This window comes from Pseudomonas sp. NyZ480 (genome assembly GCF_029537255.1).
Lineage (GTDB): Bacteria > Pseudomonadota > Gammaproteobacteria > Pseudomonadales > Pseudomonadaceae > Aquipseudomonas > Aquipseudomonas taiwanensis.
In genome coordinates this window covers 5,401,712-5,414,674 of the sequence record NZ_CP120626.1, presented here as the reverse complement: position 1 = coordinate 5,414,674, position 12,963 = coordinate 5,401,712, and the positions used below count along the sequence as shown (strand labels likewise).

At 58.9% G+C, this 12,963-nt stretch carries 13 protein-coding genes; 10 read left to right on the top strand and 3 right to left on the bottom strand.

Annotation, left to right across the window (positions count from 1 at the left end; all coding sequences use genetic code 11):
• The first annotated feature begins 145 nt into the window (after nucleotides 1–145).
• Together P3R38_RS24920 and P3R38_RS24915 are read left to right on the top strand one after the other, a co-directional pair.
• A complete protein-coding gene (locus P3R38_RS24920; protein ID WP_277686692.1) occupies nucleotides 146–772 on the top strand; it encodes a hypothetical protein in 627 nt (208 codons plus the stop codon).
• Nucleotides 773–884: 112 nt separating this feature from the next.
• On the top strand, nucleotides 885–1,382 hold the full coding sequence (locus P3R38_RS24915) for a hypothetical protein (RefSeq protein WP_277686691.1): 498 nt from the start codon (nucleotides 885–887) through the stop codon (nucleotides 1,380–1,382).
• On the opposite strand, the gene P3R38_RS24910 is transcribed toward P3R38_RS24915, so the two are convergent.
• Nucleotides 1,327–1,782, bottom strand: a complete 456-nt coding sequence (locus P3R38_RS24910) for a DoxX family protein (RefSeq protein ID WP_023383108.1) — start codon at nucleotides 1,780–1,782, stop codon at nucleotides 1,327–1,329. The genes P3R38_RS24915 and P3R38_RS24910 overlap by 56 nt on opposite strands.
• Nucleotides 1,783–1,812: 30 nt before the next feature.
• On the bottom strand, nucleotides 1,813–3,408 hold the full coding sequence (locus P3R38_RS24905; RefSeq protein WP_277686690.1) for an MFS transporter: 1,596 nt from the start codon (nucleotides 3,406–3,408) through the stop codon (nucleotides 1,813–1,815).
• Nucleotides 3,409–3,709: 301 nt separating this feature from the next.
• On the opposite strand from P3R38_RS24905, the gene P3R38_RS24900 reads away from it, so the two are divergent.
• From P3R38_RS24900 to P3R38_RS24870, 7 genes are all read left to right on the top strand, one after another.
• Nucleotides 3,710–4,345, top strand: a complete 636-nt coding sequence (locus tag P3R38_RS24900; protein WP_023383106.1) for a LysE family translocator — start codon at nucleotides 3,710–3,712, stop codon at nucleotides 4,343–4,345.
• A 505-nt stretch (nucleotides 4,346–4,850) separates the two neighbouring features.
• Nucleotides 4,851–5,627 (top strand): ABC transporter substrate-binding protein, encoded by a 777-nt coding sequence (locus P3R38_RS24895; protein ID WP_023383105.1) that lies wholly within the window; start codon nucleotides 4,851–4,853, stop codon nucleotides 5,625–5,627.
• Between the two features lie 76 nt (nucleotides 5,628–5,703).
• Nucleotides 5,704–6,393: an ABC transporter permease gene (locus P3R38_RS24890; protein ID WP_023383104.1), complete on the top strand. Its 690-nt coding sequence runs from the start codon at nucleotides 5,704–5,706 to the stop codon at nucleotides 6,391–6,393.
• Between the two features lie 10 nt (nucleotides 6,394–6,403).
• Nucleotides 6,404–7,099 (top strand): ABC transporter permease, encoded by a 696-nt coding sequence (locus tag P3R38_RS24885; protein WP_023383103.1) that lies wholly within the window; start codon nucleotides 6,404–6,406, stop codon nucleotides 7,097–7,099.
• Nucleotides 7,100–7,108: 9 nt separating this feature from the next.
• Nucleotides 7,109–8,221 carry a succinylglutamate desuccinylase/aspartoacylase family protein gene (locus P3R38_RS24880; RefSeq protein WP_023383102.1) on the top strand — a complete coding sequence of 371 codons (1,113 nt, stop codon included), beginning with the start codon at nucleotides 7,109–7,111 and terminating at the stop codon, nucleotides 8,219–8,221.
• A 20-nt stretch (nucleotides 8,222–8,241) separates the two neighbouring features.
• Nucleotides 8,242–9,009 carry an ABC transporter ATP-binding protein gene (locus P3R38_RS24875; RefSeq protein ID WP_023383101.1) on the top strand — a complete coding sequence of 256 codons (768 nt, stop codon included), beginning with the start codon at nucleotides 8,242–8,244 and terminating at the stop codon, nucleotides 9,007–9,009.
• A gap of 131 nt (nucleotides 9,010–9,140) precedes the next feature.
• Entirely contained in the window at nucleotides 9,141–10,076 is a 936-nt protein-coding gene (locus P3R38_RS24870; protein ID WP_277686689.1) for a MurR/RpiR family transcriptional regulator, read from the top strand.
• 91 nt (nucleotides 10,077–10,167) lie between these two features.
• Here P3R38_RS24870 and lpdA read toward each other — a convergent pair whose 3' ends face one another.
• The gene (gene lpdA / locus P3R38_RS24865; protein WP_023383099.1) at nucleotides 10,168–11,568 is read right to left on the bottom strand and encodes a dihydrolipoyl dehydrogenase; all 1,401 of its coding nucleotides are present in this window, start codon (nucleotides 11,566–11,568) and stop codon (nucleotides 10,168–10,170) included.
• A 207-nt stretch (nucleotides 11,569–11,775) separates the two neighbouring features.
• Between lpdA and cfaB the strand changes: the two genes are divergently transcribed.
• Nucleotides 11,776–12,960: a C17 cyclopropane fatty acid synthase CfaB gene (cfaB, locus tag P3R38_RS24860; protein WP_277686688.1), complete on the top strand. Its 1,185-nt coding sequence runs from the start codon at nucleotides 11,776–11,778 to the stop codon at nucleotides 12,958–12,960.
• The last annotated feature ends 3 nt before the right edge of the window (nucleotides 12,961–12,963 follow it).

The window sequence follows — 12,963 nt, the reverse complement described above, 5'->3', positions numbered from 1 at the left end:
GCGCCACAGTCCAGCAGATTCCGGAATTTTGAGAGCCTTCAGTCTATGAGCATTCAAAAAATATTGGCAATTCAAGTTCGTAATAGAATGTGGCTTAAAACGCCTGCTATTCCCGGGACTTCACCAATTCGTTTGAGGTAACCCAATGAAATACTACATGATGTCGCGTAAAAAAGCGCCAGGTTGCCCTGTGGGTAGACTAGACGCCACTTTATATGATAAGCATTATGATGATTGGGGTTCGGTCGAACATGGTTACTTGCCTTGGTATGCGAATTCAGTGAGGAGGCGCCCTCACGAAAAACTGCCTTCTGGGTTGGTTCTTGTGGGGCGATCAAAAAAATACCTTTTTGGTGTGCGCCAACTTATTGGTGATATTTATATTTTGAGTGACAGTTTTTTCAAGGCATGCCAACAAGCCAACGTTGTACTCGTAGATGCCGAGCCTGTTGAGTTTAAGGTTTCTGAAGGTTCGGCTCTAAATCCACTTAGCTATTATGCCGGCTTGTTTGAAAGTTTTTCGAGCAAGGATGTCTTAGAGCCTGCTTCAGTTGTAGAGCGTGACAAATACGGAAGGGTGGAATCATTTGAGAGGCTAGTGATTAGTGAGGGGGCGCGTGCGCCTGTATTTAAGATCAAAGACTTCAATTCATACGTTGATACACTTTTTTGTAACGAGGAATTCATGCGTAGAGCCGAGGAGCAAAAGATTCAAGGTGTTGAGTTTTTGCCGCTAGATGCGTATGGCTCTGCCTCACTTGATACAATTTGAAAGCACATGGCGGGGAATTTTTGACGTAAGGAAATACTGCCAAGGGGGCCCTCACTGCGCTGAGCTATGGCTCAGCCAACAAGAGCAGATAAGGTGTTAGGCGGCAAAGGGTTTGGTTATACTAAGCCCCTTCCCCCTGAAGGACAACATCAACCTGCTGGCCAAACTCGACATCACCGCCAAGATCGAGCTGGTGATCCAGGGCGGCGGCAGCGCCACCACCTACAACGCCGGCAGCATCACCCACTTCACCAGCGCCAACGACACAGCCCACGCGGCGCAGTCCGCCCACATTGGCGCAGCGAGCAAGGCTTGCACAAGCGGTCTGTCGCGCACTTCTGGGACAGGTCTGAAGCCGGCACGGGTTGGAATGATTTATCGGGCGAAGCGACAGCGTGAGCTGGGCTGCGGCTTTACCCTTTTCGGCTGGTATGGCGACAAACTCGCCAGGGAAAGTCCGCCACCGCAGGATGTAGGCGATACCGGGCGGACGGTGCATTACCTGTACGAGCCGGATAGTTCTGTGCCGGCCGCACTTCGGCTTCGGCTCAGGCTTATTTCTCTGCAAACTCAGCCTGATGAGTCCCTCTCCTTCGTACGTCAGGCCTGATGGCCCAGGCGCCCGGACCAGTGATGGCCAAGCCTGCAAACAGGATGGTGAACAGCCACGCGAATTGCGCTTGTTCCAACGTCCAGTCGGGGTGGACTACCACCAGCGCAACTCCGAGCACGGCCAGCACTGGCAGGCAAGCGAGGCGCGCGAAAACGCCCAGGATCAACAAGATCGGGCAAACCACTTCCGCAAACACCGCCATCGAGAGTGTCAGGGTTGCCCCCAGACCGAACGGATCCTCGATCCGTTGCAGCTCGCTGCTCCAGTGAAGAAGCTTCGGCAGACCGTGGATCTGAAGAAGCAACAGAGCGGCAGATACGCGTAGAAACAGCAGGCCAAGCGGCAATGAGATTTTTGCCAGGCCCGCGGGCCCCTGGCGGATTTCAGTTGGAGTCATTTTCAAAGGTCCTCTTGCGACGTCCGCGCTTTAGCGGTGATGTGTATGTGATTCAGCCAGAAGGTGGCGGATACGCACGGGAACATCTTCGGTTTGAAACTTCCGCACGCGGGCCTCGATTTTCAGCTCACCCCGTGTGACGCGGTGGTGATGGCGCAAGTGTTCAAGCCACGATTCCTCGAAGAAGAACTCCTGCCACAGTGCGGGTTCGGCACTGTCTTGCATCAATCCCCAAGACAACGCGCCGTTACGCTTGCGCATTGCCTCCAGGTCGCGGGCAGCCTCGGAGAACGCCTCGGCCTTCGCAGGGTCGATGTGGTATTCGAGCGTCACCATTACCGGTCCGCGTTCTTGATCCATCTCAGCGTTGATCAGAGGGGTTGGCCAGTGCAGTGAGGGCGCGAGTTCGTCGGCTTCGGTCTCGGGAAGCGTAACGTTGCATGTGAGAATCGTGCCTAGCGCCAACCCGCCAGAAGCCACCAGCAAGCTCAGGGTGATCGAGGCATGGCTCGCCACGGAGCCCCACAAAAAGCCTCCGCTGGCCATGGCCCCGAAGAAGACCAGGATATAAACCGACAGCGCACGGGCTCTGACCCACGCTGGGACCGATGTTTGCGCAGCGACCTGCATGTTCGAGAGCACCGCGATCCAGGCCGCACCGCTCAACAGCATGGCGGGCATCAGCACATAGAAATTTCGCACCAAAGCCAAAACCAGCAGGAAAAGCGCATAGAGAAGGCTGGCGATCATCACCAGTCGATCTCTGCTGATGCGTTCGCGCAGGCGAGGCAGCAGGGTAGCCCCACCCACTGCGCCAATACCGATGGCGGCGAGAAGCATGCCGAAGTCAGCGGCGGTACCTTGCATTTCACCGCGGACGATCAGCGGCAGCAGCGAGGTACCGGCACTCGCGAACAAGAAGAATGCCAGTGCACGAATCAGCACTGCTTGAAGGGGTTTGGAACTGCGAGCGAAGCGCAAACCAGTACGCATGGCACCCATGAAACGTTCTGCTGGAAGCAGTGGCTCCTTGATCTCACGTTTCCATGTGAACAGCACCAGGATGACACCCGCGAATGAAATGGCGTTGAGGGCGAATGTCAGCCACGGGCCGACCAGGCTCACGACAACGCCTGCTAACGCTGGGCCTATCGCGCGCGATACGTTGATCCCGACACTGGAGATCGCCACCGCATTGGGCAGGTCGTCCTTGCTGACGAGCTCAGGCGTCAGTGCACTCCACGCCGGCATCATCAAGGCCGTACCGATGCCCAAGGCGAGGGTGAGCATCAGCAGCAAAGGAATGTTCATCAGCCCCAGCAAGGTAAGGCCAGCGAGTGTTACCGCTACTGCAGACATCCACAGCTGCACGAGCAGCAGGTAGCGACGTTTATCGACGATGTCAGCGGCGGCACCGGCGGGTAGCGCCAGGAAGAACATTGGTAGCGAGCCGGCCACTTGGATCAATGCCACGTGGAGCGGGTTGGCGGAAAGGGTCGTCATCAACCATCCGGCGCCGACCTCATGCATCCAGGTACCGATGTTGGAAGCAATCGTTGCGATCCACAACATGCGGAAGGTGGTGTTGCGCAGGGGGCTCCAAGCGCTTGCAGTCGATGTGTTCATTCCGTTGCTGCCCTTTAGGTGTTATCGGGTCCAGGTGATTCCCGGTGCTTGGTAACGAAGCCTGGCAGTGCGAGAAAGCATGCGCAGCCCAGTACGCAGGCTTCGAGGTTTGCGATGAGAGAAATCTACTGTCAATGCCTGGGTTGAAAAACCCGCTTCGGCAGGAATAAGTGTCTCGCTGAGTGGGACAAACTGAGCTCATCAGCCAGTGGGAGACGCCCGCCCTGCCGCAGGCATTCATGCGAGAGCAGGGCGACTATCTGTTACAGTCCGCCAGTCAATCCCCAGGAGATGTACAAGGATGTCACTTCACGATTGGTTCGGCTTTGTCGTCGTCGCCATGCTGGTCACCCTGACCCCAGGTCCCGGCGTGATCATGGCGCTGTCCAATTCGGTGGCCTTTGGGCCGCGACGGGCCATGCTGGGTTCGGTCGGAAACGCCTTGGGCTTGCTGGTGATCTCGGCCGCCACCAGTGCGGGACTGGGCGTGCTACTGCAGGCGTCGGCCACGGCCTTCCTGCTGCTGAAGGTGCTCGGTGCAAGCTATCTGATCTACCTGGGCGTGAAGCAGTGGAAGAGCCGCACCAGTGCCTTCGATAAACTCGATCAGCCGGCCAGGCGCGCTACCCCCCTCAACAGACTGATGCTCAACGGTGTGACCGTGGCGCTGACCAATCCCAAGGCGATTTTGTTCTTCGCAGCGTTCCTGCCGCAGTTCATCCGCCCGGGTAATGATTCGAACGTGCAGTTGGGCATTCTCGTGCTGACCTTCGCGGCCTGCTCGATGATCTCCCATGCCTTCTATGTGACCTTGGCCCAGGTGCTGCGCAGCAAGCTTGCTGCGCCGAACCGTGCGAGGCTGATGAATCGGCTGTTCGGCGCCTCGTTCGTGGCGCTGGGGGCGAGCCTGTTCACCGTTCAGGCCAAGGTAGCCTGAATCTCGGTCATCATCCCTGGAGGGGAGAGAGGGGTATCTGAGCGCCAGACACGCTGGCGCCATCAACCAAGCCACCCTTGTCATGGAACTTGCGCACCCAGCCGCCCAACAGTGAATGTTTTTTTTCACGAACCGATCCTGTGAAACTGTGTATCGCGGAGGAAATCCTTCTTCAAGCACTTTAGCGCGCGGTACTTCAAATTTCCCCCTTCTCGAAACGTCCGGTCAAATCCCCAAAACCAGCTAAATAGAGCCTTTTCTATGGGTTTAGTGTCATTCTGCATCTGACACAAATATTTCTGCATTGTAGATTTATGAAAATAAACGTGTCATAAATGCTGCCGAAACCGGTCCCGTGAGCGGGTAGGCTTTCACGTCAGGGCTGCACGCAGGCTCTAGGACTTGGCGCTGAAAAGCTTGCCACTCGGTGCGGGAAAAGAACTGTCAGGAGCAGGGGTGAAGCCCTGCGTCGACAACCACCTCGCCCCAGTCAGGAGTCAATAAGATGAACAAGATCGTACTTCTCGGAGCACTGGCGCTCTACGCCTCCACCAGCATCGCTTCCGCCAGCGAAGACACCCTGCGTATTGGTATCGAAGCGGCTTATCCGCCCTTCGCCTTCAAAACCCCTGAAGGCCAGATCAGCGGGTTCGACTACGACATCGGCAACGCCTTGTGTGCCGAAATGAAGGTCAAATGCGAGTGGGTCGAGCAGGAATTCGATGGGCTGATTCCATCGCTGAAAGTACGCAAGATCGACGCGGTGCTGTCGTCGATGTCCATCACTGAAGACCGTCTGAAGTCAGTGGATTTCACCAAGAAGTATTACCAGACCCCAGGCAAGCTGGCGATGAAAGCTGGCAGCGTGGTGAATGATCCATTGGTTGACCTCAAGGGCAAGAAGGTCGGTGTACAGCGCGCGTCTACCTACGATCGCTTTGCCTCCGACCAGTTTGAACCCGCTGGCATCGAAGTGGTGCGTTATGCCTCACAAAACGAAGCCTTCCTCGACCTGGTGGCCGGTCGGCTGGACGCTACCTTGGCCGACATCATCAATACCAGTGAAGGGTTTATCAAAACCCCCATAAGCAAGGGCTTCGCCTTGGTCGGGCCGGACTTCAACGACCCAAGGTACTTCGGCAAAGGGGCTGGTATTGCGGTTCGCAAGGGCGACAGCGAGAACGCTGCGCGCATAAATGCTGCGATCGACGCGGTACGTGCCAACGGCAAGTACCAGCAAGTGCAGGCCAAGTACTTCGCGTTCGATATCTACGGCAAGTGACTGCTGGGAGCGCAACCGCTTCCACCTTTTAGTGCTTGAGCGCCGCCTCGGACGGCGCCGGTTGAGGACCCCCACCATGCTGCACGGCTATGGCCCGACCATTCTCCAGGGTGCCTGGCTCACGCTGAGCCTGGCGCTGATTTCCATGACGGTGGCGATTGCCCTTGGCTTGTTGGGGGCGGCGGTTCGCTTGTCGCATGTGAAATGGTTGGCAGCACTCGGCGAAGGCTATGCCACGGTCATCCGTGGCATTCCCGACCTGGTGCTGATCCTGCTGATCTTTTACGGAGGCCAGGACCTGGTCAACCGCTTGGCTCCCTTGCTGGGTCACCCTCGATACATCGACATCAACCCTTTCATCGCTGGCGTCTGCACCATGGGCTTCATCTTCGGAGCCTACCTCTCGGAAACGTTTCGCGGGGCTTTCATGGCTATCCCCAGAGGACAAGCGGAAGCCGGTGCGGCCTACGGCATGAGCGGGATGCAGGTATTTCGGCGGGTGCTGTTGCCGCAGATGATTCGCTTTGCTATCCCAGGTTTCACGAACAACTGGCTGGTCCTGACCAAGGCGACGGCACTGATATCGCTAGTGGGCTTGCAGGACATGATGTTCAAAGCCAAGAACGCCGCTGACGCTACCCGCGAACCCTTCACCTTTTTCCTGGCCGTTGCCGGGTTGTACCTGCTGCTCACTACGGTGTCCCTGGTGATTCTGCGCTGGGTGGAACAGCGCTACGCCGTCGGTACCCGCCTGGCCGAATTCTGAGGAAACGCCCGTGCTGGATTTCAAGCTGATCGCCGACAGCCTTCCGCTCTACGCTGGAGGCGTCCTGGTGACCTTCAAACTGCTTCTGATCGCCCTGGCCGCGGGCCTGGCATTGGCCATTCCCTTGGCACTGCTGCGCATATCCCGCACGCCTTGGCTCAACCGCTTGGCCTGGTTGTATACCTACGTGATCCGGGGCACGCCAATGCTGGTGCAGCTTTTTCTCATCTACTACGGGCTGGCGCAATTCGAGGCCGTGCGGGGGAGTGTGTTCTGGCCGTACCTCTCCAGCGCCACTTTTTGCGCTTGTCTGGCGTTTGCCATCAACACCAGTGCCTACAGTGCGGAGATTCTTGCTGGCGCCTTGAAAGCTACGCCCAGTGGTGAAATCGAAGCGGCGCGAGCTGTGGGCATGTCGCGCTTCACGCTGTATCGCCGGATCCTGTTGCCCTCGTCCCTACGCCGGGCGCTGCCGCAATACAGCAATGAAGTGATCATGATGCTGCACACCACTTCGCTTGCCTCGATCGTCACCTTGGTCGATATCACCGGCGTGGCGCGTACGGTCAGCTCGCGCTACTACATGCCGTTCGAGGCTTTTGTCACCGCTGGCCTGTTTTACCTGTGCCTGACCTTTATCCTGCTGCGCCTGTTCAAGCTGGCCGAAGGTCGCTGGCTTGCGCACCTGGCCCCGCGCAAGAGTTGAGAGATATCCATGGAACATATTCAACACCCACTGCCCTGGAGCACCGCTGGAACGGAGCGTCGACTCTCGGTGTTTCGCTTTGGCAGCGGCCCGCGCAAGGCCTATATCCAGGCCGCCCTGCACGCCGACGAACTGCCAGGCATGCGCGTGGCGGTGGAGCTCAAACAACGTCTGATCGAGCTGGAGCGGCAGGGCCAACTCAACGGCGTCATCGAGCTTGTACCCGTGGCGAATCCGATTGGCCTGGGGCAAATGTTTCAAGCCACCCATCAGGGACGTTTCGACCTGGCCAGCGGACAGAACTTCAACCGCGATTTTCCTGCGTTGGCGGAGCTGATCGTTCCGCAGCTCGAAGGCAGGTTGAGCGACGATCCGCAGGTGAACGTCACGCTGATTCGCCACCTGATGCAAGAGGCCATCGCCGCGTTGCCGCCGGCCAGATCGGAGCTCGATGGGCTGCGCCGCTTGCTGCTGCAACAGGCCTGCGATGCGGATGTGGTGCTCGACCTGCATTGCGATTTCGAATCGATCATGCTGCTCTACGCGCTGCCACAGCTTTGGCCAGCCCTGAAGCCGTTGGCCGCTCGTTTGAACGCGGGCGCGGTGTTGTTGGCCGAAGACAGCGGCGGCAATTCCTTCGATGAAGCCTGCGCGCTCCCTTGGCTGCATTTGGCGCAGCGCTTCGCGCAACACAACATTCCGCTGGCGTGCACGGCTACCACCATCGAATTGCGTGGCATGGCCGATACCGATCGACCACAGGTACAGCAGAGTGCCGAGGACATACTCGGCTTCCTTGCCGACCAAGGGTTGATCAGCGGCGAGTGGCCAGCCGTGCCTTCTACATGTTGTGAAGCCACCCCTTTTTCTGGCGCGCAGTATGCCTATGCACCGCACCCAGGCGTAGTGAGTTTTCTCCAGCCGCTAGGCAAGCAGGTCAACGTCGGCGACCCATTGTTCGAGGTCATCGACCCGCTCAGCGATCGGCACTCTGTGGTGTACGCCACGACCTGCGGCGTTCTCTATGCCCGCGAGCGTCTGCGCTATGCCCAGCCCGGCCTGTGGCTGGCCAAAGTTGCCGGTCGGCACCCGATTCGTCAGGGCCGCCTGCTCACCGACTGACAACAAGAGCACCGACTGCCATGTACACCTTGGAAATCGACAACCTACACAAGCGCTACGGCACCCATGAAGTGCTCAAGGGCGTGTCCCTGACGGCCAAAGCCGGTGATGTCACCAGCATCATCGGATCCAGCGGGTCGGGCAAGAGTACCTTCCTGCGTTGCATCAACCTGCTGGAAGAGCCGCATAGCGGGCGCATTCTGCTCAACAACGAAGAGCTCAAGCTGCGGTCGCACAAGACCCGCGGAACCCTCACTGCCAGCGACAGCAGGCAATTGCAACGGATGCGATCACGCCTGTCCATGGTCTTTCAGCACTTCAATCTGTGGTCCCATATGACTGCCCTGGAGAACGTCATGGAAGCACCGGTGCATGTGCTGGGCGTTGGCAAGAAAGAAGCCCGTGAGAAAGCCGAGCACTATCTGGCGAAGGTTGGTGTTGGCCATCGCCGAACCGCATACCCGGGGCACATGAGTGGGGGAGAGCAGCAGCGCGTGGCCATTGCCCGAGCCCTGGCTGTCGAGCCTGAAGTGATGTTGTTCGACGAACCGACCTCGGCGTTGGATCCGGAGCTGGTTGGCGAGGTGCTCAAGGTCATGCGTGACCTGGCGCAAGAGGGGCGGACCATGGTGGTCGTCACCCACGAAATGGGTTTCGCCCGGGAAGTCTCCAACCAGCTGCTCTTCCTTCATCAAGGTCGCGTCGAGGAAAGGGGCTGCCCACGCGAAGTTCTGGCCCAGCCAAAGTCCGAGCGCCTACAGCAGTTTCTGGCCGGCAGCCTGAAGTAGGCGACGCGCAGGACACCCAGCAGAGCGCTACACCGGCGCTCTGCTTCGGATACACTTCAGCCGGAACTTCCCAAGCCTCGCCCCGATAGAGCGCGTAGGTCCATTCATTCAAACGTGCTGAAAGCCCATCCATGCCGACATCTACCAAGCATGTAACCGTCTACGCTGCCCCGGTGATGCGCAAGCTGGCGGAGGCTGCACCCCATCTGCAACCCTCGCTGCGCAAGGTGGCCGACTTCATCCTGCGTCATCCGCTGAAGGCTGCGACCCTGACCATCGAGGAGATGGCAGTTGAAACCGCCACTTCGCCAGCCGCGGTCAACCGCCTGGCCAAAGCGATAGACATGGGCGGGTATACCGGTCTGAAGGCCGAACTGGTAGCCACACTGCAGCAGATGGTGTCGCCAGTGGACAAGCTGCGTAATGAGCTTGCGCATCGCCCGGACGGGGCCTTCGGCCTGCATGAGCAAATACAGATCGCCGCCAGCAATCTCGACACCGCTGGCGCCAACAATACCGCCGATACCTTCGAAATTTTCATCCGTTGCCTGACCCAGGCACGCAAGATTTTCATCCTGGGCTTTGGCAACAGTGCGTACATGGCAGGCTTGGCGGCAGCGAACCTGGTACCGTTCTGTGCCGATGCCACGGCGGTGAGTATGGAGGGGGGCAATGAAAACGCCGCTTATCGCCTGGCGGCTATCACCGAACAGGATGTATTGCTGTCGATTTCCCTGCCGCGCTACTCGCTCGATACGCTGCAGCTGTCGCGCTTTGCACGCGAACGCGGGGCAACGGTCCTGGCGATAACCGACTCGCCCGCTTCACCGCTGACCAATATCGCCGACCATGCGCTCTTTGCCCCAGCGGACCACCCTGTGCTGATCAGTTCCAACGGCAGCGTACTGGCGCTGATAGAGGCATTGGTGGCGGGTGTGATGGCCCGCAACACAGAAGCGGTGCAGTTGGCTTCAGAGCTGACCGAAAGCGTGATGTCCTACCTGCACATGCCGAGCAACGATAAGCCGTTGCGCAAACCGATCAAGCGCCGAGTGAAATCCGTTTAGACCCGACGGCCGAGCTGATTCCACGAGCTGAGCGTCTGCTTGGCCAGGCGCCAAACGGTGGCCTACCACCGTCTGGCACCGTACCCTGGGGTCAGATCTGCATCGCCATCCCATCGACGTTCATCGCGGCCTGGCGCAACGCCTCGGACCGGGTCGGGTGTGGGTGGCAGGTGAGGGCGATGTCCTCGGCCGAGGCGGAGAACTCCATGGCCACGCAGAACTCACCGATCATCTCGCTGACGCTCGGGCCGACCAGATGCACGCCCAGCACTTCATCGGTATTGGCGTCGGCGATGACCTTGGCGAAGCCTTCGGTCTCGTGGTTGATCTTGGCGCGGCTGTTGGCGGTGAAGGGGAACTTGCCTACCTTGTAGGCACGGCCTTCGGCCTTTAGCTGCTCCTCGGTCTTGCCCACGCTGGCCAGTTCCGGCCGGGTGTAGATCACGCCGGGGATCAGGTTGTAGTTGACCTCATGGGGCTTGCCTGCAATGCGCTCGATGCAGGCCACCGCTTCGTCTTCGGCTTTGTGCGCCAGCATCGGGCCGGAGGTGACGTCGCCGATGACCCAGATGCCTGGCACCGAAGTGCGGTGATGCTGATTGTCGAGCATGCCGCGCTTGTCAGTTTCCAGGCCCACGCTTTCCAGGTTAAGGCCCTTGGTATAAGGACGGCGACCGATGGCCACCAGTACGTAATCGGCTTGCAGGGTTTCGGCGGCGCCCCCTGCGGCGGGTTCGAGGGTAAGGCTGACGCCATCGGCCGAGGCGTTTGCCTGGGTGACCTTGCTGCCCAACTTGAAGGCCATGCCTTGCTTGGCCAGGGCTTTTTGCAGGGTCTTGGCGGTTTCTTCGTCGGTGCCAGGGCAAATGCGGTCAAGGTATTCGATGACAGTGACCTGGGCGCCCAGGCGACGCCACACCGAACCGAGTTCCAGGCCAATCACACCGGCGCCGATCACCACCAGGTGCTTGGGCACCTGGGGCAGGGCGAGGGCACCGGTGGAGTCGATGATGCGCTGGTTATCGATTGTCACACCTGGTAGCGGGGTGGGCTCGGAACCAGTGGCGATGACGATGTCCTTGGCTTGCAGCGTGGTTTCGCTGCCATCCTCTGCCTTGACCACTACCTTGCCGACGCCATCCAGGCGACCCCAGCCTTTGACCCAGTCGACCTTGTTCTTGCGGAACAGGTACTCGATGCCCTTGGTCAGGCCGGTCACGCTCTCGTCCTTCTGCTTCATCATCTGGGCGAGATTGAGGGTGGGCTTCACCTCGATGCCAAGGTGCGCAAATTCGGCCCCGCTGGCGGCTTCGTACAGTTCGGAGGCATGTAGTAGCGCCTTGGACGGCATGCAGCCGACGTTCAGGCACGTACCGCCCAAGGTCGGGCGGCCTTCCACACAAGCAACGCTCATGCCCAGCTGACCTGCGCGAATTGCTGCGTTATAGCCACCGGGGCCGCCGCCGATGATCACCACGTCATAGGATTTCATGGGTTCTACTCCAGGATGAAGAAGCGCGAGAGGGGCACAAGGTTAGTCGTAGTGCCTTGAATTGTATACAATCTGCGTCGTTTTCATTGCTGTTGGTTCTAGACGATGGTCGTGATAAGCGGAAACTTTGTTTCAATGAACTACCCTTTTGCGGTGGCGTCCCAATTTTCAGGGGGCACGTCCGTTACATGAAGGGGAGGGTCATCGATGCTTGCGCAACTTCCACCAGCCTTGCAAAGCCTGCACTTACCTTTGCGTCTGAAGTTGTGGGACGGTAACCAGTTCGATCTGGGGCCCAGCCCGCAAGTCACCATCCTGATCAAGGAACCTCAGCTCATTGCCCAATTGAATCATCCTAGCCTGGGTGAACTGGGTGAGGCGTTCGTTGAAGGCAAGCTGGAGCTCGAGGGCAATATCGGGGAGGTCATTCGGGTTTGCGATGAGCTCAGTGAAGCCCTGCTCACGGATGAGGATGAAACCTCGCCGCAGCGCATTGCCCATGACAAGGCAACCGACGCCGAAGCCATTTCCTACCATTACGACCTCTCCAACGAGTTCTATCAGCTGTGGCTCGATCCGGACATGGCGTACTCCTGTGCCTATTTCAGAGAGCCCGACAATACACTTGCCCAAGCCCAGCAAGACAAGTTCGACCACCTGTGCCGCAAGCTGCGGTTGCAGGCCGGTGACTATCTGCTGGATGTCGGTTGTGGTTGGGGTGGGCTGTCACGTTTCGCCGCGCGTGAGTACGGTGCGAAAGTGTTCGGTATCACGCTGAGTAAAGAGCAGCTCAAACTTGGCCGTCAGCGCGTCAAGGAGGAGGGGCTGGCCGACAAGGTCGACTTGCAGATCCTCGACTACCGCGACTTGCCCCAGGACGGTCGTTTCAACAAGGTGGTCAGCGTCGGCATGTTCGAACACGTAGGTCACGCCAACCTCGCCTTGTACTGCCAGAAGCTGTACGGGGCTGTGCGTGAAGGCGGCTTGGTCATGAACCATGGGATCACTGCCAAGCACGTGGATGGTCGACCGGTCGGGCGTGGCGCCGGCGAGTTCATCGACCGCTACGTGTTCCCCCATGGTGAGCTGCCGCACCTGTCGATGATCAGTGCCAGCATCTGCGAGACCGGCCTTGAGGTGGTGGATGTCGAGAGCCTGCGTCTGCATTACGCCAAGACCCTCAACCACTGGAGCGAAAACCTGGAGAACCAGTTGCACAGGGCCGCAGGCCTGGTGCCCGAAAAGACCCTGCGCATCTGGCGCCTGTACCTGGCCGGTTGTGCCTATGCCTTCCAGAAGGGCTGGATCAACCTGCACCAGATACTGGCGGTGAAGCCGTATGCCGATGGACACCATGACCTGCCCTGGACTCGGGAGGACCTGTACCGCTGAGCC